This window comes from Castellaniella sp. UC4447_H14 (assembly GCF_052978285.1).
Genome location: NZ_CM129666.1, coordinates 422,945 through 444,833, shown reverse-complemented (window position 1 = coordinate 444,833; position 21,889 = coordinate 422,945). Strand labels below are relative to the sequence as shown.

The window sequence follows — 21,889 nt, the reverse complement described above, 5'->3', positions numbered from 1 at the left end:
CTCGAAATCCGATCTCAAAAATATTTTTTCAGGTGGCGCTCCACTGCCCATAGGAGCAGGGAGCCCGCCGTGCCGAACAGGAACAGAATCATGATGACCACCATCATTGCGGCATACTGCGCCTGTCCGTAGAAATGCAGCGCCAGCTTGCCGATGCCCGCCTTGGCGGCAAACAGCTCGCCAAAAATGACGTTGACCACCACCAGGCCGAAGCTCAGGCGCACGCCGGTGATGAAAGGCAGCGACACGGCCGGCAAGTAAATGCGCCAGGCCGCCCGCCAGGGACTCATGGCGAGCGACCGAGCCACCCGCCCGTAGATCGGATTCATGGTTCGCACGGCCACCATCACATTGATGAGCACCGCAAAGATCCCGCCTATGAAACCCATGCTGATGATGGATCGGGCCCCCAGCCCCACCAGCAACAGCAGCGTGGGATAGATGATGATTTTGGGGATGGCACCGCCGACAATGATCAACGGCTCGAACACCCGGTACCAATAATCGCTGCGTCCCAGTGCAACGCCAAGCGCGGCACCCACCACCACCGCGGCGATGAAGCTCGCGACGGCATTGACGAAGGTCGCCGCCGCCGCCCCGCCGAAGTTCCCCTGGTTGTGCACGAAACCAATGGCACGCAGCGTGGCCAGCGGACTGGGCACCACGAACAGCCACAAGGACATCAACTGCCAGACCACCAAGCCGAACAGCCCCACCAGAACCAGCCCCGCCACCATGATCATGGTGCCGCCGGACGACGAGGTCCTGGGCCGCCAATCCAGCTTCTTTTGACTCGCCAACGCGGAAGACACTGTTTTTCCCCTACTGTTCACGACGCATCCGGTTTTCCACGCGCGACATCAGCATGCTGAAAACGGCCGCCAGCGTCACCACGATCACGACATACGCGTACATGTCCTGCACTTTGAAATCGTTGTAGCTGTTGTCGATCTGAAACCCCAGCCCCACGCTCCCGATCATGAATTCCATGACGATCACCCCGACGAAGGAATAGATGAGGCTGAGCTTGAATCCCGCGAACAGCAGCGGAGCCGCAGCGGGCAGGATGATCCGGCGAAATCGCTGCATGCCGGTGCATCCCACCACCGCCGCGACCTTGTAATAGATTTCGGGGACGTTGGAAAAGGCCATCCAGCTATTGATGATCACCGGGATGATTCCCATCGCGCTGGCAATGATGATGATGGGCGCCGGGCCCAGGCCGAACGCAACCAGCAGAAACGGATAGAACAGCACGAGCGGCATCGCATAGAGGCCAATCAGGTAGGGTTCGAACATCCGGCCGATGCGCGGCGCGAGCTTGAAACCCAGCCCGACGGGGACTCCCAACCCGATGGAAATCGCGATGCTGGCCGTGGTCTCGATGATCGTCTGGGAAAAGTCACGGTAGAACGCGGCAGTCGAAACGATCTCCCACAGCGACCTCGCCACATCGGTGGGGGCTGACAGGATCGTCGGCGATACCCAGCCCATCCGCGTGATCCCTTGCAGTACGAGCAGCGCCGCCCCCACGAGCAGCCACATGGTCACGACCGGCCGCGGCATCGACCCATGTCGGGAGCCAGACATCACGCCGCCCTCCGGGGTTGTACCGGAGCCCCATCGGGCTGGGACGCCGCCCACTCGCTATGCATGACCTCCCACAGGTAGCCGGTCAGCTCGGTAAACCCCTGAGAGCCCAGTACTGAAATATCCCGATCCGCAGGCAGTTCCACCTGGACCTTTTCCAGTACATTGGTCGGCCGATGCGACATCACCCAGACCTCTTGGGAGAGGAACACGACCTCGTTGATATCGTGCGACACGAACAGGACCGTTTTGTTGGTCTCCATCCAGATGCGCCGGATTTCCGCGCCAATGAACATCCGCGTCTGAGGGTCCACAGCAGCAAACGGCTCATCCATCAACAAAATGTCGGGGTCCAACGCCAGCGTGCGCGCGATCGCGACGCGCTGGCGCATGCCCCCCGACAATTCCCGGGGAAACGCATACTCGAAGCCATGCAGCCCGACCAGACGCAAGGTTGAGGCCGCCCGGTCCCGCCGCTCCGAAGGCGACATGCCCTGCTGCATGTCGAGGCCGAACATTACGTTGTCGAGGGTGTTCAGCCATGGAAAGATCGACTGCTCCTGAAACACCATCCCCAGCGACGGATGCGGCGAGGTGATTTCCTCACCCTTCAGCACCAGTTTGCCCGACGTGGCAGGAGTGAGCCCCGCCACCATCTCGAGCAGCGTGGACTTGCCGCATCCGCTGGGTCCGACCAGCGATACGAACTGCCCCTGACGGACCGTCTGGTTGACATCGCGAATGACTTCTATAGTCTTCTGCGAACCGTCTTTCTGGCCAATGGTGTAGGACTTGCCCACATGCTGAATCTCCAGGAAGCGATCATCTGACATGGCCCGCGCCTCACTCGAACGAGGTCCGAAGGCTTTCCGGCCAGTAGCTCTGATTGAGCAGCTTGCCGATATCGAAGGCCTCCTTGATCTGGCCATCGGCCACCATGCCCTTGACGTTGGCCCGATAGCCGTCCGGGTCCACCTTCATGTTCCAGGCGCCGATCTTCAGGTAGTTGCTGATCCCGCTCGCCAGTACTTCGCGGGGCGTGTTGGGAAAGAACTTGGTGGCCATGTCGGCCGCCTTCTCGGGATTCTTTTCAATGAACTGGACCGCTTCGTAAAGTGCCTGGAAGACTCCCTTGACCGCCTCCGGATGGGCCTGTGCGAACTTCTTGTTGACGTCGATGCCTTCCAGATAGAAGTGCTTGATGTACTCTCCCGGCGCCAGGACGATCTGGGCATCCTCATGCAGCAGCTTGCTGCTCAGGAAGGGTTCCATGGCCCAGCCCGCCGTGACCACACCTGCCTTGGACGCCGTCCAGTTGTCTCCCATTCCGCTGAGCGCGACGAACTGCACGTTCTTGACGCCCGCGAGTTCCGTGCTGTTCTTGATCAGATATTGCGACGCGGAGCCGGCGCCGCTGTACCCCAGCTTCTTGCCTGACAGATCCTGGACGGACTTGATGTGGGCGGATTTCGGGGCGATCCACACCATCACGCTTGCGGAATTGGACCAGCCTCCCACCAGCTCCACGTTGGGATCCACACGGGCCGCCATATACGCTGCCGGCGCCCCGCCCTCGGCGATATCGACATCGCCGGTCGAGAGCAGCCGCAACGTGCTGCCGCCGCCGCTGCCCTCGGTAAAATCCACCTTCACGCCATGCTTCTTGAACAGGCCCAGTCCCGCCGGAGCGTCAAACTCGGCCAGGTAGGACGGCAAACTGGTCAACAGAGCACTGCGGTGGCTGATGACGAATTTCACATCCACCAGTCCAGAGGACTGGGCAAACGCCGATGCTGGCGCGAGCCCCGTGGCCAGCGCCACCGAAGCAAGCGCGCCCGCCGTCAGAAACGCGCGTCGCGATGCGATGCTTTTCATGTATTTGTCTCCTGTCGTATTTTTTGAGTGCGTCCGCAGTCCGCCCCGTCGGTCCACCGGCGGGTGCGGGTCCCGTATCTGCCAAATTGAACACGGGCCATGCCGCCTGATCCGTCAGGCCCGACGGAATTTCCCGACACACCAGTAGGGTAATCATCATCGCAGGGAGCGTCGAGGCCCTGAGGTTGATGTACGATATCAATTAACTTGATAGGGACGGCTCAGCGAATGCAACCAGCGAATGGGACTCTGCCCGCGCAAAACATCGACCTCAAGCTGCTGGCGATCTTCGTGGAGATGCTGCTCACGGGCAGTGTCTCGCAGACGGCGAAACACCTGAACTTGGGACAGCCCACCGTCAGCATGAGCCTGGCGCGCCTGCGCAAATGCTTCAGCGATCCCCTGTTCGTCCGGACCTCGGACGGCATGAAACCCACTCCGCTCGCCCTGGACCTGCGGCCTTCGCTGACGCAAGCCTATCAATCGCTGCTCAACGCCACGCGCGACCGCGCGGACTTCGATCCGCACACATCCGACCGGCTCTTCCGGATCGCCATGATCAATTCAGGCTATCTGTCCGTCTCGCCGCGATTGCTGGAATTGCAGCGGACCGTCGCGCCCAGCATCCGGTTTCATTTTTCAGCCATCACGAAGGACATCAGCAAGCTCATGGAGGCGGGAGAAGTGGACCTGGCCATCACGTTCATGTCGCAACTGGGCTCCCCCAACCTGTACCAGCAACAGCTTCTGAAACAGGGATTCGTGGCAGTGGTCCGCCATGATCATCCTCGCGTGCGGAAAAACCTGTCGATGGAGGACTACGAACGCGAACAGCACCTGTCCATTTCGCCGGTAGGTACCGGCGGCCACTGGGTACCGGACATTGCCATCGAGCAGGCCGGGATCCGGCGCCGTGTCAGTTGGCGTGTCGAGAGCGTACTCGGCATCCTGCCCATCATCGGCATCAGCGACTTGATCGCCACCATCCCCAACGGCGCCGCGCAGTTTCTGAAGCAGCAAGGCCTGGTCCGCGTCTTCCCGCTTCCATTCGAGACGCCCACCATGATCGTGATGCAGCACTGGCACGAGCGTTTTCATCGGGACAGCGGGCTTCGCTGGTTGCGAGGCCAGTTGCTCACGGCGTTCGCGACCGTTGACTGGGCCACCGTGTCAGCTACGGAGACAGGCTAGAAGCCCCGCCTCAAACGCTGAACCTCGGCCTGATTCAGCCGCCTGGCCTCAAGCTCCGCATAGTCGCGCTCTCCGGGCTCGTACTGCCCGTTGTAGTTGCAGCTTGCCTGGTTCAGGCGGCAGGGGCTGCTGAGCTCCAAGGGACCCTGTGATCGCCGTTGTGGCGACGAACATCCCGCGACCAGCACACCCAGACACACCATGGCGCCGAACCGGCTCAACATTCTGGCGGACATTTTCCTGCTCCCATGGGGCACGCAACAGAAACCTTTATACCAAACACTCCGCCATCAGGCGCGGGTCTCCGGTAACGGAATGAATTCCCGATCATCCCCGACAGGGAGCTTCATGCGCTGGGCACGCCAGTCTTCACCAGCCTGCTCGAGCCTGTCCCTGGACGAAGACACGAAGTTCCAGAAGATGAACCGTTCCCCGATGGGTTCTCCACCCAGAAGCATCAGCGTCGAACGCTGCCGCGCCATGATCTGCATGGCACGGGCACTGTCGACCACTTGCATGCGGCCCGCCGGCATCACCTGGCCGTCTATTTCAACCTCTCCCCGGGCGACATAGACGGCGCGTTCGGGATACTGCGCGCTGAGACTCCGGCGCGCGCCCGCGTCCATCTCCCAGTGGAGATAAAAAAGCGGGGAATAGGTGACGGCACCCGCCGTCACACCATCGATCGAGCCGGCAATCAGGCGCCCGGTCACACCGTCTTCCCGGAACTCCGGCAACTGGGCTGTTCCCTCGAGATGGTGAAAAGCGGGATCCATTTCCTCCTGTTCTCGAGGTAGAGCGACCCACGACTGGATGCCGTGCATGAGCGCGCCGTGCGCGCGGGCATACTCCAGGCGTTCGCTGTGCGTAATGCCCTTGCCGGCCGTCATCCAGTTCACCTCTCCCGGGCGGATTTCCTGCTCGGATCCGAGGCTGTCCCGGTGCGTGATGGCGCCGCTGTACAGATAGGTGACCGTGGAAAGCCCGATATGCGGATGGGGCCTGACATCCAGCAACCTGGAAATCCCCGGCGCCAGATCCAGAGGACCCAGGTGATCAAAAAAGATGAAAGGTCCCACCATCCGGCGCTTCTTGAAAGGAAGGACCCGCCCCACGGTGAAGCCGCCTCCCAGGTCATGCATGCGCCGGTCAATCAGCAGATTGGCATTCTCGTTCATGGCAGTCTCCCGACAGTTCGCCCTCCATGATAGGCCGTATACCGTTAAAGGTCGCTGAACCTGAGGCGAGCCGGTGCTATCGTAGCCGTCCACAGTCCCTCGATTTCCCTGGAGACACTATGCAACGGCATTACGTCCAGATTCTTGACGGCAGGATCCACGCAAGCTCACAGGAAGTGCCGCTCATGCACCCCGGACCCTCCCAGCTTCTGGTGCAGGTGCGCGCGGCCGGTCTGAATCGCGGCGAGATCCTCGCTCTGCGCCATTCGGGCTCGGAGGCGCTCACCAGCCTGGGCATCGAGGCTGCCGGCGAAGTGGTCGAAACAGGACCGGAATGCCAAGGACTCCACGTCGGCGATCGCGTCATGGGACGTTGCAAGGGCGCCTTTGCCGACCATGTGCTGATCGACGCACGCGACGCAATGCCAATACCGGACGACCTTTCCTGGGTCCAGGCGGCTGCCGCTCCCATTGCAACCATGGTGGTCTACGACATGCTGGTCATGCAAGGCCATCTGACAACGGGCGAGTGGCTGCTGATCACCGGCGTTTCTTCGGGCGTCGGCGTGGCAGCGTTGCAGATGGCGAAGTCGCTGGGGGCCCGGGTGATCGGCACGTCCGGCTCTCAGGGAAAGCTGACTGATCTGGCCGGCCACGGGCTGGATTGCGGGATCCCGACGCGGCAACCCGACTTCCGGGAAGCTGTGATGGCCGCCACCGAAGGCCACGGCGCCGATCTGGTAGTCAACATTATCGGGGGATCCGTCCTCGCTGAATGCGTCGGATCCATGGCCCTTCAGGGGCGGTTGGCTACGGTCGGATACGTGGACGGCGTCACCAGCGCGCCGCTGGACCTGGCGGCCCTGCACAGCCGTCGGCTGCATCTGTTCGGTGTGTCGAGCAAACAGTTGAAACCGGAACAGCGCCACGCCATCGTCTCCGGCGTCATCCGCGACGTGCTGCCGCTGTTCGCCCATGAACGCATGCGTCCGGTCATAGCGCGCGTCTTCCCGTTCGCGCATCTGGCCGATGCCATCACATACATGGAATCCAACGCCCAGACAGGCAAGATCGTGCTCTCGAAGCCGATTTAAGCGCCGTCCAGTACCCTGGGTACCCGGCACATCGTCGCACTGGTGGCGCAGACCGCGGCCACCAGCAGCGCCGACGCCGCCATGGCGAACAGCGGCCGGTAGCTGTCCAGCACGACATAAGCCCAGGACATGCCATAGCCGGCGACGGCCTGCAGCAGGGCAAACGACAGCGTGGCCCAACCCCAGGCCTGTTGCTGGCGTTCAGGCGGCACCAGCTCGATGAGCGAGCCGGAGGTCAGCGCGACGGTACCCGGAATCAGCAGACCCACCAGGACGGACGAAAGCAACAACGCCGCAGGCGATGCGGAAAACACCGGGAGCGCAACGGCGGCGGCCTTGACGATGAGGCCGAGGGCCAGCGCACGACGAAATCCCAGCCATTGGGCCAGTCCTCCTGCCACAAACGGACCCACCGCTGCGCCCAGCCCGAAGGCCGTCCAATATGCCGCCCCGACGGCCAACCCGCGGGCCAGTTCATGGGCGATGTAGTCCACCCAGAACAGGGTGTGGGGGACAAAGCCTACAGCATCCAGACCATAGGCAAGCAAAATCAGCAGGACCCCCGCCACCGACCACTGCACAGGCCGATGGGCCGTGTCGGCAACCACCACGCCCGCCGATGAGGCCAAGTGGCGCCACACCGCCATCCAAGCCCACAGCGCCAGCACGGCCGCCAGTGTGCCCAGCGCCACCCAGGTCGCCGCGATGCCATAGCGGATCAGCCATGGAACGACGGTGCCGCTGGCGGCAATGCCCAGTCCAATACCCGAAAAAATCAACGCGGAAGCCGCCGGACGGCGTTCCCGAGGCACAGTGGTCAGCGCTTCGGAGACCCCCACGACGGTCAGGACAGCGCCACTCACGCCGCAGGCGAGGCGCCAGATTCCGTACCAGATGGCTCCCCAATCGAACAAGCAGGCATAAAGACTCACCACCGTCACGACAAGAGCGACCGCCAGAATCCGACGCGAGCCAAAGACCGATGTGGCGCGATGCGCCAGAGCGGCCCCGATCAGGTATCCAAGCAGATTGACGGCGCCAAGATAGTTGGCTTGGGCAATGGAAAACCAGTGCTCGTCGACCAGGGCGGGAATCAGCGGCGTATAGGCGAATCGCGCCAGCCCGATGCCCAGCAAGACGCAGACGCCGCCCGCGAGACTGGAGAGTACCCAAGAGCGTTCCCGCATGATTTTCCCGGAGGAATGAAAGAATTCGAGCTTACTACACAGCCTTCCGACCAGCGGATGGCCGTATGCCGGCATGAGGTCGCGGCGTACAGCCATCGCCGGCCGCACCGGGCTGTGCAGGCCTCTCGCATGAGGTCTACGGGATCTGGCAATCCCCGCAGGGGAGCCCTCTCAATGCCTGCCGGCTGGTGGACCAGCGTACCCTCCCGGGTACGCTGCGTACACGCAGCCGAGACTTTCAATGAACAGGCGGTCTCACGATCCGCTGGCCAGCACCTTGGGGCTCAGATCGCTGCCATGGTATTTCTTGTAGACCGTGTTCAGTTCGCCATTCTTGAGGTTCGCACGGACCCAATTGTCGACCCACGCCTTCAGCTTGGGCGTATTTTTGGGCATGACGACTCCCAGCATGAATTCATGCTGCACGAACTTGGTCTCGTAGGGATCGCTCTTCAGCTTCTTGTTGATCTCGGCCACATTGGGCCACTGAGAAGAAATCGCCTGCACCTGCTTGGAGACCGCTGCCGTCACCAGCGTGGCGTCATCCTCGTAGCGGCGGATATTGGCGTCGGATGCGTTCTTGGTGATGTCGCTGTCGTTCACCGTCGCACGCGTGACGCCGATCGTCACGCCCTTCAGATCCTTGTAGTCAGCGGCCTTCAACGCCTTGGGAGCCGCCACGATGATCTGCAACGAAGCATAAGGCACCGAAAAATCCACGACCTTTGCCCGCTCGGGGGTGATGGACAGATTGCAGACGCAGATGTCTGCCTTGTCCGTCTGGATGGTCGGCACGCGGGCCGCATTGGTGATCGGCACGAACTGGAGTTTCACCCCCAGGTCCTTGGCCAACCGTTCCGCCGTGGACACGTCGGAACCTTCGGGCTTCATCTCGGCATTCGCGTAGCTGAACATGGGCACACCCATGGCGATGGCCACCCGGATGACGCCATCCTTCTTGATCTGATCCAGGTCAGCAGCCTGTACCGCCGTCACGCCGAATGCGCACAAACTCAGCCCCGCCGCAGCGGCCAGCATTTTCTTTCCGAACATCATCAAGTCTCCTTCCAGTTGCCAATAAGAGGCTGCGCCCCTGCTTCATTGAGCCTTCTCAAAGCCCGTTGCCGATGAAATCCTGAAGTTCCCGCGTCTTGGGGTTGACCAGGATATCGGGCCCGCCACGCTCCCAGACCTGGCCCTGGTGCATGAAAATGATGACGTTGGCCAGCCGCCGGGCGAACGCCATTTCGTGTGTGACCAGCACCATGGTCATGCCGCCCTGAGCGAGTTTCTCAATGACCCTGAGCACCTCGCCAGTCAGCTTGGGATCCAGCGCGGACGTGACTTCGTCAAACAGCATCACCTGCGGCTCCATGGCCAGGGACCGGGCAATTGCCACTCGCTGTTGCTGCCCCCCCGACAGCTGCTCGGGATAGCTGTCGTACTTTTCGAGCAGCCCGACCGTATCCAGGACCTGGCGGGCACGCTCTTCGCAAACCTTGCGCGACAGTTTGCGCACATGGCGCAGGGCCAGCGTGATATTGCGGCCCACTGTCAGGTGCGGGAACAGGTTGTAGCTCTGGAAGACAATACCCACGTCCTTGCGCAACTGCCCCAGGTCCACCTTGGCCCCACCGAGATGGTGGCCGCACACCTGGATACTGCCGTCATCGATGCGCTCGAGATGATCGATGCAGCGCAGGGCCGTACTTTTCCCCGAACCGCTCTGCCCGATGATGGCAACGACCTGGCCTCGTTCGATGTCAAACGACACGCCCTTGAGCACCTGGTTCTCGCCAAAGCTCTTGTGCACATTCTGCAAACTAACGACGACCGACATTCAGCTTCCTTTCCATGGCTCGGCTCCACCTGGACAGGGGGAAGCACAGCAGAAAATAAAACCCGCCCACCAGCGCGAATACCAGGAACGGCTGAAAGAGCGAGTTGTTGAGAATCTGGCCCGCACGGGTGAGTTCCACGAATCCGACCACTGAAGCCAGCGAGGTGGACTTGATGACCTGGACCAGGAATCCCACCGTTGCCGGCAAGGACAGGCGTACCGCCTGCGGAATCACGACCAGGATCAGCGACTGCCAGCGCGAGAGTCCCAGGCACTCGGAGGCTTCCCACTGCGTCTTTTCGATGGACTGCACGCTGCCACGCCAGATTTCCCCCAGGAAAGCACTGACGTACACCATGAGCGCAATCCCGGCGGCCACCAGCGGCGGCACGTTGATCCCGAAGATCCCCACCCCGAAATAGACCACGAACAGCAGAATCAGCAAGGGGATGCCCTGGATCGCTCCGATATAGAAGGCGGTCACCGCCCGCACGGCGCCAAACCGCGAAACGCGCGCAAGCATCACCGCAAACCCCGCCACAGCGCCCAACACAAAAGACAATGCCGACAGAATCAGTGTCCAACCCAAGCCCTTGAGCAGATAGGTGAACTGGATGTAGGTGAAATGGTCCATGTTCTCCCCTTATGCGACCTTGCGGCGCAATTGCTGGACGCGGGCCGAACGGGCCACTACCCGGCGCCGGCGAAACAGCACCAGCCCGGCCGCCGAAAACAGACCCTTCAGCAGCACCGCGAGGATCAGGTACAGCAATGCCACAACGATATAGGTCTCGAGGGACAGGAAGGTGATGGACTGAACGTTGTTGGCCACGCCAGTGAGCTCCTCGGCGGAAATCTGCGACGTGATCGACGACATCAGCATCATCAGCACAAACTGGCTGGTGATCGAGGGATAGACTTTTTCAAAGGCCGGCAACATGATCACATGCCAGTAGATGCGCAGGCGCGACAGCCCCAGGCACTCCGCCGCCTCGACCTGCCCCGGCGGGACGGCGTCCATCCCGGAACGGACGATCTCCGCCGAATAGGCTCCCACGTTGATCACCATGGTGATCACGGCGGCCAGGTTGGCCGACATGGTGTATCCCAGACTCGAGAGACCGAAATAGAAAATGAAGATCTGCACCAGAAACGGCGTGTTGCGGACCGTCTCGATGTAGATCCCGCACGCCCGCGACAGCCAGCCGATCACGCTACGGCGCCCAATCGCGCACAGAATGCCCAGAATCAGACCGAATACCGTGGAGGCCAGGGTCAATTCCAGAGTGGTCACCGCCCCCGCCAGGAACATGTTCCAATAAGGCAGGAGGCCGGTGAAATTGAACGTATAGTTCACGATGATTCTCGGGCTACATTAGATCGGACATCGTACTTTCAGATACAAGCGGCTCTGGAACTACTTCCGCACAGGTTCAAAAGGCCCCTGTGCGGTAAATGCCCCACCCTGATACACCAGTGTCGGATCATCGGCCGCCGGCATGGGCTGCCGCTCGATCTTGTCGCGATAGACCTCTGACGTGTCCCGCGGCTGGAACCCCAGGTGCGCAGCCATCCGGTTATCCCACCAGACCTCCTTGTTGTCGGACATTCCGAAGATGATTGTGTGGCCGATGTCGGGCGTGAACAGGCCTCGCCGGATGAGCTCGGTCAGATCGCGGGCACTGAGCCAGATGTGCATCATTCGGCGATCCTTCGGCTCGGGAAAGCACGAACCGATGCGGATGGAAAGCGTCTCGATCCCGTAGCGGTCGTGATAGAAGCTGGCCATGGCTTCGCCATAAACCTTGGACAGCCCGTAATAACTGTCGGGCCGGGTAGGCATGCTCGCGTCCAGCCGGTCCGTCTGCCGGTAAAAGCCGACGGCATGGTTCGAGCTGGCAAAGATGACGCGGCGGGCGCCATGCTCGCGAGCTGCCTCGTAGATATGAAAAATGCCTTTGATATTGGCCTCGAGGATCTCCTCGAAAGGCCGTTCCACTGACACTCCACCCATGTGCACAATCGCGTCGCAACCCTGGACCAGCTCGCTCACGGCCCGTCGATCCGACAGATCGCATGGACGTAATTCCTCGGCGGGTCGCGCCTCGCCCAATGCATGGATGTCGGAGACCCGCAGGATGCGCGCCATGGGTTTGAGCGTATCGCGCAGCACACTCCCCAAGCCGCCGGCTGCACCCGTCAACAGAATCCGCCCAAACTTGTTGTCAATCACACGACTCTCCACAAAAACCGTTCCAGCATTGTGATACGTCATCGTATAACTGATAATCCGGAATTACCCTGAATTCTCTCTTGGTCCCGGCGACGGTCCATATCCGCCCGGCCATTGGCCATTTCGCACTGAAGCGACTATCGTCGAAGTCACCATCGGCGCTCCCAAGACGGATGATCCTACCGACGCGCCGGCCCGAACGGAAACATGAATGACATCGCCTTTGTACACAATCGGCCATTCCACCCGCGACCTGCCTGCCTTCACCGGGATGCTGGCCGAAAACGGGATTCGGCTCCTGGTGGACGTCCGCACGGTACCGCGATCCAGGACCAATCCGCAATTCAACCGCGACGCACTTCCGGCGTCCCTGGCGCCCCTGGACATCGCCTACCGGCACATGGAATCGCTGGGCGGCCTGCGTGGCAAATCCAGGACCACTCCGCCCGACGTCAATGGCTTCTGGGAGAACGACAGTTTTCACCACTACGCGGATTACGCTCTGACAGAGGCCTTTCGCATCGGTCTGGAGGAGCTCATCGAGCAGAGTCGAAGCCAGGCCACTGCCATCATGTGCGCGGAAGCAGTCTGGTGGCGATGCCACCGGCGGATCATTGCCGACTATTTCCTGGCGCGACAGATTCCGGTACTGCACATCATGGGAGCCGCCCATGTCGATCCGGCGCGGCTGACGGCGGGCGCGGTGATCCAGGAAGACCTGTCGGTGCTTTATCCCGCCGCTGCATGAAACCAGGGGCGGGCGCGTACTTTTCAGCCTCCCGTCAACTGCGTAAGATTCTGCGTCCCGTATCGAGTCGAACCCGCGGGATCCTGCGCGGAAAACCGCGCCTCCGGCGGCGCTCCCGTCGCAGTTGCGTTCACGAGCGTGTTGCATACATTTACACGTAACGGTCGAACGCGGCCTGGCACATCAGAACCTTTCGTTTCCATGAACGTCATAGCGTCAGGTGGTCTGTTCCACTCGCCCGGACGCACTGGCGCCGGGCCTTCTATGGAGTTCATGTCATGACGACACGTTCCCGCATTGCCCTCTTGTCTGCCTGCTCGGCAGTCGCCCTCAGCCTCGCCGCCTTCGCGCCTACCTACGCAGCCGAAGCGCCAGCTGCGGCGCCTGCGGCAGCCACACAACACACCGCAAAGCAGGCCACCAAACACCACGCCAAGGCGCACAAGACCGCCAAGCATCACAAGATGATGACCAAAAAGCACAGCAGCACGACCACCAAGTAATCCCGGCGCGCACACGCGGCTTCGTCCGGAGCCACGTGGACGCGCAGCGATTTCCTGGTGACGAAGAGACGCCGCAGGCACTGGTCTGCGGCGTCTCTTCGTCACATCCGATACACTGGGCATTTCCGCCCCCTGCGCGCTCATGCCGACACTCCACTTCCGCAGTTTTCTGCTGCTGCTCACGGCGGTTTCCATCGCCTTCATCAGCATCCTGCTGCCCTACTACCCGGCAATCTTCTGGGGCACCGTACTGGCCGTGATCTTCAGCCCCGTGCACCGAGCGCTGCATCACGCCATGAAGGACCGTCATCCCAATCTTGCCGCATTCATCACGGTCTTGTGCATCACGCTGATGGTCATCCTCCCGCTGCTGTTCGTCGCCGGGGCACTGGCCAATGAGGTGGCCGGCATTTACAACCGGATCAACCGCGGGCAGTTCAATCTGGGCCAGTACTACGAGCAGGTCATCTCCGCCCTGCCGCCCTCGGCGCATGGGTGGTTGAATTCCATCGGACTGGGGGACCTGTTCAGTCTCCGGGAAAAGCTTTCGGCGGGCGCCCTGCAAGGCAGCCAGTTCCTGGCGCGCCAGGCCGTCAGCATCGGTCAGAACACGTTTCAGTTCGTGGTGGGCCTGGCCGTGATGCTGTATCTCCTGTTCTTCCTGCTGCGCGATGGGCCGTCAATGGTGCCCACCATGAAACGGCTGATCCCGCTGGAGGACGCGCATCGCCGCGACGTGTTTCAGAAATTCTCGACCGTCGTGCGGGCCACCGTAAAGGGCAACATCGTCATCGCTGCCACGCAAGGGCTGCTGGGCGGCCTGATGTTCGCCTTCTTGGGCATCCAGGGCGCGCTATTCTGGGGCGTGCTGATGGCATTCCTGTCCCTGCTCCCCGCCGTGGGCGCTTCGCTCATCTGGGTACCGGTTGCCATCTACTTCCTGGTCACCGGCGCTTTGTGGCAAGGCATCGTGCTCACCGTTTTCGGCATTCTGGTCATCGGCCTCATCGACAACCTCCTTCGACCCATCCTGGTCGGGAAGGACACCAAGCTGCCCGACTACGTCGTGCTGATCTCCACACTGGGGGGACTGTCGGCATTCGGACTGAACGGCTTTGTCATCGGGCCGCTGTTCGCTGCACTGTTCATCGCCTGCTGGGACCTGTTTCCAGAAGCCGTCGCCGCACACCGCGAGGCACACAGCGAGTGAATCCATGTATAATTGCTGGCTTTGGTGGGGGCGGCAAAACGCGCCTTCACCGATACCGCTAGCCCTTGCGGCTCGCGGCTGGCCGGCTTAGCTCAGTTGGTAGAGCAGCGCATTCGTAATGCGAAGGTCGGGGGTTCGACTCCTCTAGCCGGCACCAATGAAATCAGACACTTACGCCATCCATTGCGGTTGGCGTTCTTGTCTTCTCGTCGTTCTGTAAGCGATCCGTAAACAGGATTCCAAAAATCGCGAGCCTCGACTGGCGCCTTGGCTCTCAGAATCAAGGCTCTGCCCTCCGCAGGCCCACGAACAAGGAGCCAAGCACATGAAACTGGATCGAGACCTGCAACGCGCCGTCCTGCATGCACAACATGCAGGGACATGAAAATTCCCGTCGGCTCGGCACCTGCGAGCAGACGCCAGTCATCTGGCCACGTCAGGGCTGTCGGGGTAGGAGCGTGAGTGCCGGTGCGGGTGCGCCTAAGTGATCGGCAGCCTCGTTGCCCGAAGGCTTGTCGATCCAGCGTAAGACGCCCTCGGCGCACTCCTGCACGATTTGCCAGACTGCCCCGTTGCGCCTCTTCAAGTGTCCTGTCGCCCACATGGGTTGGGTTGTATCGTTTTATATCCTCTGAATCCGGCCAGGCACTGGTGTCCGATGTAAGCAGACCGGTATCCGGTGCTGGCATCTTCCAAGTAAGGCGGATGGCTAAAGCAGCGGTTGCACGGGGCTTGACATCGATACCCTCGCGGCACGTGCCCCGTCGAAGACCCACTGATCTGTGCCGTGTTTGCTATATGATTCTTGATGTTGCTGGGTACACTCTAGGATAAGGCGTCACTATGTTGTATACCGTCATGAAGACCTCATTTTCCATCGCGGCCGCTACGACTCTGCTTCTGCTCGGGAGCACGGGCGAAGCTTGGGCGCACGCCCATCCAGTGCAGCAGACGCCTGCCCCGAATACGACCATCAGCGCTCCTGCGGCGGTCACCGTCGTCTACACCGAGCCGATCGAAGCCGCCCTCAGCCGCCTGAACGTGCTGGATGCACAGGGCAAGCAGGTCAACACGGCAAAGGCCCATGTCACGGATAGTGGTCACAAGTCGCTGGAGGTGACTTTGCCAAAACTGTCTCCGGGACAGTACACGGTTCAGTGGGTCGCGGTGGCAGACGATGGCCATCGCACGCATGGCGGCTATACCTTCACCGTCAAGTAGCAGAGCATGGTCAGCGTGGCCGCCAATTGGTTACAGCCGCTTTTTTCCTTCTGGGTCGATGCAACGCTTTCTGTCGTGGGGGGCGTGTTGGTGATGTCTGGTGCGGTTCCACAGCGGGACCGGAAGCCGATGCTCGCTGTCCTGCGCGTGGCCGTCGTGCTGCTGGGACTGGGGCTCGTTGTTTACCTGAGCGTGGCGACGGTGGCCATGACCGATACCGGCGCCGCCGATTTTACGGGCTACCTCTGGATTGTTCTCACGGGGACGGATTTCGGCGCAATGGTTTGGGTAGCGGCCTGCGCTTGGCTCATCCTGATGCTGGCTGCGTTTCTGGGGCACACTGCATGGCAGGCGGTTGAAAGCCTGCCGCCGCACACACAGGTGCTCTGGGCTTCCGGCTTGGTTCTTCTTGCCTATGCACGCGCCGCCACAGGACATGCAGCCGACCATGGGTTCTTCAGCGTCGCCGTCATGGTGCATACCGCGCACGTCCTCGCAGCGTGCCTGTGGGTCGGTTCGGCCTTGGTGTTCGTTCGCCTTTTGTGCTTTTGGAAGACTTGGGCGCCGTCAGAGCAGTGCGGGCTGGCTCATCGGCTCTCTTCGCTCGCGACCATCGTCGTTCCCCTGGTGGCGGCAACAGGCGTCGTGAATGCCTTTCGGACGCTCGGAGGAGCGGCCCACGTCTGGGGGTCGCCGTACCTGTGGATATTGCTCGCCAAACTGGCGCTGGTCGTGGTGGCCGTGATTTTAGGCAGCTGGAACCGCTGGGTCTGGATGGTGCGCCTGGATGCCGGTCGGGCGGGTGCGTTGCGCGGCTTTACCAACGTTCTCGCCGCCGAGGCCATCGTGCTCTGCAATGTGCTGCTGCTGGCCGCCAAGCTGGGCACGACCGCCACGCCGACCTGATGGGTCTTGTACGACCCAGCCAAGTGCCTGCACGAGCTCATGCACCATGGAAGGGCAAACAGCAAGCCGCGTAGTGAACCTTCAGACTGTCCGCCACTCTGAGAAAAATTTTTCGTCCACCCCGGAATGGAGCCACTCACCCGCCCCTCGTGCGGAATCGCGGCGCTAGTTTCGCCACTGGCCAATATCCGCAATGCGGAGTCGCCCACTAAAAATCCTGTAACATGGTCCTGTGAGACACCACGAGACCCCGCAGCATGCCATCCGCCCCCTTCCAGCCGATCATCGAATCTCTGCTGGACACCGACCTGTACAAGTTCACGATGTGGCAAGCCCTGCTGCATCGGCACCCTGCTGCCCAGGCTGAATATCGCTTCATCTGCCGCACCCCGCCCGAATTTCCGCTGGCTTCCCTGGTTTCAGAGGTGCAGCGGCAGATTGACCACTTGTGCACCCTGCGATTCCGTCAGGATGAACTGGATTACTTGGGCGGCCTGCGCTACATCAAGCCGGATTTCGTGGATTTCCTGTCGCTGTTTCACTTCCAGCGGCGCTTCATCACAGTAGCGCCGGATGGGGACGGCATCAGCATCGTGGCGCGCGGCCCTCAGGTTCATGTCATGGCCTTCGAAATCTTCGTGCTGGCCATCGTCAACGAACTTTACTTCCGCCGCCACCACACGCCGGAAGTCCTGGCCGAAGGGCGCCGCCGCCTGCAAGGCAAGATCGATCTGCTGAAAGAATTTTCCCGGGAAGCCAAACGCCGCTTCCCGCTCCAGATCTCCGACTTCGGCCTGCGTCGCCGCTTTTCCCGCACCTGGCAGGCGGAAGTCCTGAAAACGCTGCGCGACCAGGTTCCCCAATATGTGACCGGTACGTCCAACGTGGCCCTGGCCCGGGAGTGCGAACTCATTCCGGTCGGAACCATGGCACACGAATACCTGCAGTCGTACCAGGCCTTCGGCAAGGTCCGGCTGCGCGACTTCCAGCGCACGGCCCTGGAAGACTGGGTTCAGGAATATCGCGGGGACTTGGGCATTGCACTCACCGACGTAGTGGGGATGAAAGCGTTCCTGGCGGATTTCGATCTGTACCTGGCCAAGCTGTTCGACGGGCTGCGGCACGATTCGGGCGATCCCATCGCGTGGGGGGAACAGGCCATTGCCCACTACCAGGCGCTGCGCATCGATCCGGCCACCAAGCGATTCGTGTTCTCGGACGGACTCGATCTGCCTCGCGCGCTACGCATCTACCGGCATTTTGCCGACCGCGTGCAGCTCGCCTTCGGTATCGGGACGAATTTGAGCAACGACCTGGGCCCTGATCCGCTGAACATCGTCATGAAACTGTTCTACTGCAACGGCATGCCGACTGCCAAGCTGCCCGACAGCCCCGGAAAGGTTCACTGCACGGACGAGACGTTCCTGGCCTACCTGCGCCAGGTTTTCGACCGCACGGACGTGCCGATCCCCACCCACGCATAAGGCACGCCCCGCTCTTTGCCGGCCGGGCGACCGATGACCATCCCCGGGCAGGACGGAGAATCGCCGCTCAGGCGGTTCCGCCCACTGTGAGACCATCCATTCGCAGCGTGGGCATGCCAACCCCTACCGGCACGCTCTGGCCTTCCTTGCCACACGTCCCAATGCCCGAGTCCAGCGCCAGGTCGTTGCCGATCATGCCGATACGGCTCATGGCATCAGGCCCGCTGCCAATCAGCGTCGCGCCCTTCACGGGATAGGTGACTTTGCCATTTTCGATCAGATAGGCTTCCGAAGCCGAGAAGACAAACTTGCCGCTGGTGATATCCACCTGGCCGCCGCCAAAGTTCACAGCATACAAGCCCCGATCCACGGAGGCGATGATGTCCTGCGGGTCCTCGCGCCCGGCGAGCATGTAGGTATTGGTCATGCGCGGCATGGGCAGGTGCGCATACGATTCGCGTCGACCGTTGCCGGTGGGCGCCTGCTTCATCAACCGCGCATTCAGGGAATCCTGCATGTACCCGCGCAGGACCCCGTCTTCGATCAGCACATTACGCTGGGTGGGATGCCCCTCGTCGTCCACGTTCAGGGATCCGCGCCGATCCGGCATCGTGCCGTCGTCGACGACCGTGACCCCCTTGGAGGTCACCTGCTCGCCGATGCGTCCGGAAAATACGCTGGAACCCTTCCGGTTGAAATCACCCTCCAACCCGTGACCCACGGCTTCGTGCAGCAAAATGCCCGGCCAACCGGAGCCCAGCACGACGGTCATCTGGCCGGCCGGCGCTGGTCGCGCCTCCAGATTGACGCGTGCCTCATGCACCGCACGCTCGACATAACCGCGCAGGATGTCGTCCGTGAAATAAGCCAGCCCCGTGCGCGCACCGCCCCCGCCATGGCCCATCTCGCGGCGACCTGCGCGTTCAGCGATGACCGTCACCGACAGGCGCACCAGCGGGCGTACGTCCGCCACCAGCCGGCCGTCACTGCCCGCCACAAGAACCACATCGTATTCGGCCGCCAGGCCGGCCATGACCTGGATGACCTCGGGATCCGCCGCACGCGCCATGCGCTCGACCCGTTCCAGCAGCGCGACCTTGTCGGGCGCCGACAGTGAGTCGACCGGATTCACCGCCCGATAAAGCTGATGGGTCGCCTGCGTCCCTCCGTCGACCTTGCGGCGTCCGGAGCCCTGCCGGGCAATCGTGCGCACCGCTTGGGCGGAAGACAGCAACGCGGCCGGCGACAGGCTGTCGGAATACGCAAAAGCCGTTTTCTCGCCGCTGATGGCGCGAACGCCCACCCCTTGGTCGATCGAAAAACTGCCGGTCTTGACAATGCCTTCTTCAAGGCCCCAGCTCTCCGAACAACTATATTGAAAATACAGATCCGCATAATCGACCCGGTGGGTGTGGATCTCGGCCAGCGCGCGCGCCAGGTCCGATTCGTCCAGTCCCCAGGGGTCCAGCAGCAGCGATCGCGCCGCATTCAGGGCTTCGAGCCCGGGTTCACGCATCTTCATGAAGCAGCATCCAAAAACATCACATGACTCGATGGCGCAACGAGGGCAGAGATTCCCGCACCGTATCGATCCGCGCCACATCCACAATTCCCGCCGCAAGGCCCGGACCCTCCGGGACACATGCGAGGATTTCCCCCCAGGGGTCGACCAGCATCGAATGCCCCCAGGTGCGACGGCCATTATCGTGCCGACCACCCTGGGCACTGGCCAGCACATAGCACTGGTTCTCGATCGCGCGCGCCCGCAGCAGAATTTCCCAGTGTACAGAACCCGTGGTCCAGGTGAAGGCCGCTGGCAACACCATCAAGCTTACATCGCCCTGCGCGCGGAAAAACTCCGGAAAGCGCAGGTCGTAGCAGATTCCGAGGCCTGTCCTTCCAACGGGCAACTCGAAAACGGGCGGCGCCCCTGCTCCAGCCTGAATCGACCGGGATTCGTCATAAGATTCCGAGCCCTTGCTGAAACCAAAGAGATGAATCTTGTCGTATCGAACGCGGACTGTGCCGTCGGGAGCAAACACCAGGCAGGTATTGTAGATGCGAACGGGGTCCGGACTTTTCAAGGGCAAAGTCCCACCAACCAGCCAGATCCCATGACGCCGCGCCTGATCAGCCAGAAAATCCTGAATGGGTCCACAGCCGGCTGTCTCCGCGACCGCAAGCTTGTCCCCGTCATGCCGCCCCAGGAGGCAGAAATATTCCGGCAGTGCCACCAGTCTGGCGCCGCCCTCCGCAGCCACCGCGATCCACTGCGCCGCCTGGGCCAGGTTCTGTTCCACCGACGTGCCCGACACCATCTGAACGGCTGCCACTGCCATTGAAGAAAGTGGCCCGCTCATGAATCACCCCGACAATCATTCCGGCCAATGAAATTCGTCACAGAGAAACGAGACATGGATTATCCACTTTGATTAAAATGGACTCCGATTCAAAGCATACGGTTCATTTCGAACCCCATCCACGGAGCCATTGATGACCCGGACCAACTACACCACTCAAAAATCCCGCATTCAAAAAGAAATCTCGAAGCTCGAGAAGCAAATGCAATCGCTACAAATCAAACAGCGCAAACCGGTCATTACCTCGGTCGTCCGGACCATGCGCGAATATGACATTACCCCCGAGGAAATCGCCGCCGCATTCAGCCGCAAGGCCACGGGACGGCGGGCCACGACCCCGAACAAGTCAAGCACCGCCACCAAGCGCGTGATTGCACCCAAATACCAGCACCCCGAAACCAAAGCTACCTGGACGGGGCGCGGCAAACCGCCGCGTTGGATCAGCGACGCCGAAGCGTCCGGCACGCCGCGTTCGTCCTTTCTGATCCAGGCCGCCTGACTGGATCCTATTCCACAGGATACCGTACCTGGATGGTCTCGCCGTTGCGTCCGGGAAACCGGTCAAACAGCGCCCGCGCCAGGTACGGGATGGCGGCACCCAACTGATTCCGGGAGCTGCCCGTTTCCGCAGTCGCCCGGTAGACTTCTTGTCCCCGCTGGGACAGATCGTCGATGCGCACCGACAGCGTCAGCCGATAAACATCCACCACGACGTTTTGCACGGCCGGTCCATAGCCCCAGCCCCATGGCCGGTAATAAGGACCCGGATAAAAATAGGGATCGACCGGGCGCTGCTCCAAGGTTCTTTCGAGCGCGCTGGAATACTCAATGTGAACGATGAACCGCGCCTGTGCCCGGTCCCGCGCTTCGACCAGCCCTGTAGGCCCCAGGGCCGCCCGCACTGAATCGGCGTAAGTCTGAAACTGCAGATTATTCCGCTGTTGCGCGTCCGGCTCTACCCGGTAGAGGGCACCGTCCGTCCCTGCGGGCCATTGCTGATAACGCGACACCTGGGCGGAAAACACCGACGCGCAACCGCCCAGCGACAGCGCCAAAAACAGACCGATGAGCCAACGTCCGATACCCGGGCGCCGCACGTGCAAGAATTCTGCTGAGGTACTTCGCATACCGACGTCTCATTCCAACATTTACAACGCTTCCATCATAGGCGGCGCGCCCGCTTTACGATAGCTGGCGTAGCACTCCGATACAGGCTCGGGCCGGCGCACACACGACTACAATACCGCCATCGAGATGATTTTCCCGGGA

At 61.5% G+C, this 21,889-nt stretch carries 24 protein-coding genes and 1 tRNA gene; 10 read left to right on the top strand and 15 right to left on the bottom strand.

All coding sequences use genetic code 11. The annotated features are described in order from the left end of the window. Positions 1-14: 14 nt before the first annotated feature. The 4 genes from ACVCMJ_RS02070 to ACVCMJ_RS02055 are packed head-to-tail and all read right to left on the bottom strand — an operon-like array spanning position 15 to position 3,465. The gene (locus ACVCMJ_RS02070) at positions 15-812 is read right to left on the bottom strand and encodes an ABC transporter permease (RefSeq protein WP_447079804.1); all 798 of its coding nucleotides are present in this window, start codon (positions 810-812) and stop codon (positions 15-17) included. A gap of 10 nt (positions 813-822) precedes the next feature. Continuing rightward, entirely contained in the window at positions 823-1,590 is a 768-nt protein-coding gene (locus ACVCMJ_RS02065; protein ID WP_447079803.1) for an ABC transporter permease, read from the bottom strand. Further along, positions 1,590-2,423, bottom strand: coding sequence for an ABC transporter ATP-binding protein (locus tag ACVCMJ_RS02060; protein ID WP_447079802.1), 834 nt, complete (start codon positions 2,421-2,423; stop codon positions 1,590-1,592). Before ACVCMJ_RS02060 ends, ACVCMJ_RS02065 begins: the two co-directional genes overlap by 1 nt. A 10-nt stretch (positions 2,424-2,433) precedes the next feature. After that, entirely contained in the window at positions 2,434-3,465 is a 1,032-nt protein-coding gene (locus ACVCMJ_RS02055; RefSeq protein ID WP_447079801.1) for an ABC transporter substrate-binding protein, read from the bottom strand. Positions 3,466-3,693: 228 nt separating this feature from the next. Here ACVCMJ_RS02055 and ACVCMJ_RS02050 point away from each other — a divergent pair, with 228 nt between their 5' ends. Further along, positions 3,694-4,656 carry a LysR family transcriptional regulator gene (locus ACVCMJ_RS02050; protein WP_447079800.1) on the top strand — a complete coding sequence of 321 codons (963 nt, stop codon included), beginning with the start codon at positions 3,694-3,696 and terminating at the stop codon, positions 4,654-4,656. Here the strand turns inward: ACVCMJ_RS02050 and ACVCMJ_RS02045 are convergent. After that, a complete protein-coding gene (locus ACVCMJ_RS02045) occupies positions 4,653-4,892 on the bottom strand; it encodes a hypothetical protein (protein WP_447079799.1) in 240 nt (79 codons plus the stop codon). The genes ACVCMJ_RS02050 and ACVCMJ_RS02045 overlap by 4 nt on opposite strands. 54 nt (positions 4,893-4,946) lie before the next feature. Beyond that, positions 4,947-5,834: a pirin family protein gene (locus ACVCMJ_RS02040; RefSeq protein ID WP_447079798.1), complete on the bottom strand. Its 888-nt coding sequence runs from the start codon at positions 5,832-5,834 to the stop codon at positions 4,947-4,949. 119 nt (positions 5,835-5,953) lie between these two features. On the opposite strand from ACVCMJ_RS02040, the gene ACVCMJ_RS02035 reads away from it, so the two are divergent. After that, on the top strand, positions 5,954-6,928 hold the full coding sequence (locus tag ACVCMJ_RS02035; protein ID WP_447079797.1) for a zinc-binding dehydrogenase: 975 nt from the start codon (positions 5,954-5,956) through the stop codon (positions 6,926-6,928). Here the strand turns inward: ACVCMJ_RS02035 and ACVCMJ_RS02030 are convergent. The 6 genes from ACVCMJ_RS02030 to ACVCMJ_RS02005 all read right to left on the bottom strand — a co-directional run bounded on the left by ACVCMJ_RS02030 (position 6,925) and on the right by ACVCMJ_RS02005 (position 12,230). Then, entirely contained in the window at positions 6,925-8,115 is a 1,191-nt protein-coding gene (locus tag ACVCMJ_RS02030; RefSeq protein ID WP_447079796.1) for a YbfB/YjiJ family MFS transporter, read from the bottom strand. The two genes, ACVCMJ_RS02035 and ACVCMJ_RS02030, sit on opposite strands and share 4 nt — an antisense overlap. A gap of 255 nt (positions 8,116-8,370) precedes the next feature. Further along, a complete protein-coding gene (locus ACVCMJ_RS02025) occupies positions 8,371-9,171 on the bottom strand; it encodes a transporter substrate-binding domain-containing protein (protein WP_447079795.1) in 801 nt (266 codons plus the stop codon). A 55-nt stretch (positions 9,172-9,226) separates the two neighbouring features. After that, the gene (locus ACVCMJ_RS02020) at positions 9,227-9,955 is read right to left on the bottom strand and encodes an amino acid ABC transporter ATP-binding protein (RefSeq protein ID WP_447079794.1); all 729 of its coding nucleotides are present in this window, start codon (positions 9,953-9,955) and stop codon (positions 9,227-9,229) included. Beyond that, entirely contained in the window at positions 9,939-10,589 is a 651-nt protein-coding gene (locus ACVCMJ_RS02015) for an amino acid ABC transporter permease (protein WP_447079793.1), read from the bottom strand. Before ACVCMJ_RS02015 ends, ACVCMJ_RS02020 begins: the two co-directional genes overlap by 17 nt. A 9-nt stretch (positions 10,590-10,598) precedes the next feature. Further along, positions 10,599-11,312, bottom strand: a complete 714-nt coding sequence (locus ACVCMJ_RS02010; RefSeq protein WP_447079792.1) for an amino acid ABC transporter permease — start codon at positions 11,310-11,312, stop codon at positions 10,599-10,601. 60 nt (positions 11,313-11,372) lie between these two features. Continuing rightward, positions 11,373-12,230 carry an NAD-dependent epimerase/dehydratase family protein gene (locus ACVCMJ_RS02005; protein ID WP_447079791.1) on the bottom strand — a complete coding sequence of 286 codons (858 nt, stop codon included), beginning with the start codon at positions 12,228-12,230 and terminating at the stop codon, positions 11,373-11,375. A gap of 169 nt (positions 12,231-12,399) precedes the next feature. Here ACVCMJ_RS02005 and ACVCMJ_RS02000 point away from each other — a divergent pair, with 169 nt between their 5' ends. The 7 genes from ACVCMJ_RS02000 to pncB all read left to right on the top strand — a co-directional run bounded on the left by ACVCMJ_RS02000 (position 12,400) and on the right by pncB (position 18,260). Beyond that, positions 12,400-12,936: a DUF488 domain-containing protein gene (locus tag ACVCMJ_RS02000; protein ID WP_447079790.1), complete on the top strand. Its 537-nt coding sequence runs from the start codon at positions 12,400-12,402 to the stop codon at positions 12,934-12,936. A 278-nt stretch (positions 12,937-13,214) separates the two neighbouring features. After that, entirely contained in the window at positions 13,215-13,439 is a 225-nt protein-coding gene (locus tag ACVCMJ_RS01995) for a hypothetical protein (protein WP_447079789.1), read from the top strand. Positions 13,440-13,581: 142 nt separating this feature from the next. Continuing rightward, the gene (locus tag ACVCMJ_RS01990; protein WP_447079788.1) at positions 13,582-14,649 is read left to right on the top strand and encodes an AI-2E family transporter; all 1,068 of its coding nucleotides are present in this window, start codon (positions 13,582-13,584) and stop codon (positions 14,647-14,649) included. An 81-nt stretch (positions 14,650-14,730) separates the two neighbouring features. Then, positions 14,731-14,806, top strand: a tRNA-Thr gene (locus tag ACVCMJ_RS01985). Between the two features lie 686 nt (positions 14,807-15,492). Beyond that, complete coding sequence (gene copC, locus ACVCMJ_RS01980; RefSeq protein ID WP_447079787.1) at positions 15,493-15,870, top strand: copper homeostasis periplasmic binding protein CopC; 378 nt, start codon at positions 15,493-15,495, stop codon at positions 15,868-15,870. Between the two features lie 6 nt (positions 15,871-15,876). Next, on the top strand, positions 15,877-16,776 hold the full coding sequence (locus tag ACVCMJ_RS01975; RefSeq protein ID WP_447079786.1) for a copper resistance D family protein: 900 nt from the start codon (positions 15,877-15,879) through the stop codon (positions 16,774-16,776). A gap of 257 nt (positions 16,777-17,033) precedes the next feature. Then, on the top strand, positions 17,034-18,260 hold the full coding sequence (pncB, locus tag ACVCMJ_RS01970; protein ID WP_447079785.1) for a nicotinate phosphoribosyltransferase: 1,227 nt from the start codon (positions 17,034-17,036) through the stop codon (positions 18,258-18,260). A 67-nt stretch (positions 18,261-18,327) separates the two neighbouring features. On the opposite strand, the gene tldD is transcribed toward pncB, so the two are convergent. Together tldD and ACVCMJ_RS01960 are read right to left on the bottom strand one after the other, a co-directional pair. Beyond that, on the bottom strand, positions 18,328-19,782 hold the full coding sequence (gene tldD / locus ACVCMJ_RS01965; RefSeq protein WP_447079784.1) for a metalloprotease TldD: 1,455 nt from the start codon (positions 19,780-19,782) through the stop codon (positions 18,328-18,330). 19 nt (positions 19,783-19,801) lie between these two features. Next, entirely contained in the window at positions 19,802-20,620 is an 819-nt protein-coding gene (locus ACVCMJ_RS01960; RefSeq protein ID WP_447079783.1) for a carbon-nitrogen hydrolase family protein, read from the bottom strand. Positions 20,621-20,753: 133 nt separating this feature from the next. On the opposite strand from ACVCMJ_RS01960, the gene ACVCMJ_RS01955 reads away from it, so the two are divergent. Continuing rightward, positions 20,754-21,119, top strand: coding sequence for an H-NS histone family protein (locus ACVCMJ_RS01955; protein WP_447079782.1), 366 nt, complete (start codon positions 20,754-20,756; stop codon positions 21,117-21,119). 7 nt (positions 21,120-21,126) lie between these two features. Here ACVCMJ_RS01955 and ACVCMJ_RS01950 read toward each other — a convergent pair whose 3' ends face one another. Beyond that, on the bottom strand, positions 21,127-21,747 hold the full coding sequence (locus tag ACVCMJ_RS01950) for a DUF4136 domain-containing protein (RefSeq protein WP_447079781.1): 621 nt from the start codon (positions 21,745-21,747) through the stop codon (positions 21,127-21,129). Positions 21,748-21,889: the final 142 nt, after the last annotated feature.

Excerpts from the sequence above, each read along its gene's own strand:
- ACVCMJ_RS02065 (WP_447079803.1), bottom strand. The coding sequence starts at position 1,590 with ATGTCTGGCTCCCGACATGGGTCGATGCCGCGGCCGGTCGTGACCATG.
- ACVCMJ_RS02060 (WP_447079802.1), bottom strand. The coding sequence starts at position 2,423 with ATGTCAGATGATCGCTTCCTGGAGATTCAGCATGTGGGCAAGTCCTAC.
- ACVCMJ_RS02055 (WP_447079801.1), bottom strand. The coding sequence starts at position 3,465 with ATGAAAAGCATCGCATCGCGACGCGCGTTTCTGACGGCGGGCGCGCTT.
- ACVCMJ_RS02050 (WP_447079800.1), top strand. The coding sequence starts at position 3,694 with ATGCAACCAGCGAATGGGACTCTGCCCGCGCAAAACATCGACCTCAAG.
- ACVCMJ_RS02045 (WP_447079799.1), bottom strand. The coding sequence starts at position 4,892 with ATGTCCGCCAGAATGTTGAGCCGGTTCGGCGCCATGGTGTGTCTGGGT.
- ACVCMJ_RS02040 (WP_447079798.1), bottom strand. The coding sequence starts at position 5,834 with ATGAACGAGAATGCCAATCTGCTGATTGACCGGCGCATGCATGACCTG.
- ACVCMJ_RS02035 (WP_447079797.1), top strand. The coding sequence starts at position 5,954 with ATGCAACGGCATTACGTCCAGATTCTTGACGGCAGGATCCACGCAAGC.
- ACVCMJ_RS02030 (WP_447079796.1), bottom strand. The coding sequence starts at position 8,115 with ATGCGGGAACGCTCTTGGGTACTCTCCAGTCTCGCGGGCGGCGTCTGC.
- ACVCMJ_RS02025 (WP_447079795.1), bottom strand. The coding sequence starts at position 9,171 with ATGATGTTCGGAAAGAAAATGCTGGCCGCTGCGGCGGGGCTGAGTTTG.
- ACVCMJ_RS02020 (WP_447079794.1), bottom strand. The coding sequence starts at position 9,955 with ATGTCGGTCGTCGTTAGTTTGCAGAATGTGCACAAGAGCTTTGGCGAG.
- ACVCMJ_RS02015 (WP_447079793.1), bottom strand. The coding sequence starts at position 10,589 with ATGGACCATTTCACCTACATCCAGTTCACCTATCTGCTCAAGGGCTTG.
- ACVCMJ_RS02005 (WP_447079791.1), bottom strand. The coding sequence starts at position 12,230 with ATGACGTATCACAATGCTGGAACGGTTTTTGTGGAGAGTCGTGTGATT.
- ACVCMJ_RS02000 (WP_447079790.1), top strand. The coding sequence starts at position 12,400 with ATGACATCGCCTTTGTACACAATCGGCCATTCCACCCGCGACCTGCCT.
- ACVCMJ_RS01995 (WP_447079789.1), top strand. The coding sequence starts at position 13,215 with ATGACGACACGTTCCCGCATTGCCCTCTTGTCTGCCTGCTCGGCAGTC.
- ACVCMJ_RS01990 (WP_447079788.1), top strand. The coding sequence starts at position 13,582 with ATGCCGACACTCCACTTCCGCAGTTTTCTGCTGCTGCTCACGGCGGTT.
- copC (WP_447079787.1), top strand. The coding sequence starts at position 15,493 with ATGTTGTATACCGTCATGAAGACCTCATTTTCCATCGCGGCCGCTACG.
- ACVCMJ_RS01975 (WP_447079786.1), top strand. The coding sequence starts at position 15,877 with ATGGTCAGCGTGGCCGCCAATTGGTTACAGCCGCTTTTTTCCTTCTGG.
- pncB (WP_447079785.1), top strand. The coding sequence starts at position 17,034 with ATGCCATCCGCCCCCTTCCAGCCGATCATCGAATCTCTGCTGGACACC.
- tldD (WP_447079784.1), bottom strand. The coding sequence starts at position 19,782 with ATGAAGATGCGTGAACCCGGGCTCGAAGCCCTGAATGCGGCGCGATCG.
- ACVCMJ_RS01960 (WP_447079783.1), bottom strand. The coding sequence starts at position 20,620 with ATGAGCGGGCCACTTTCTTCAATGGCAGTGGCAGCCGTTCAGATGGTG.
- ACVCMJ_RS01955 (WP_447079782.1), top strand. The coding sequence starts at position 20,754 with ATGACCCGGACCAACTACACCACTCAAAAATCCCGCATTCAAAAAGAA.
- ACVCMJ_RS01950 (WP_447079781.1), bottom strand. The coding sequence starts at position 21,747 with ATGCGAAGTACCTCAGCAGAATTCTTGCACGTGCGGCGCCCGGGTATC.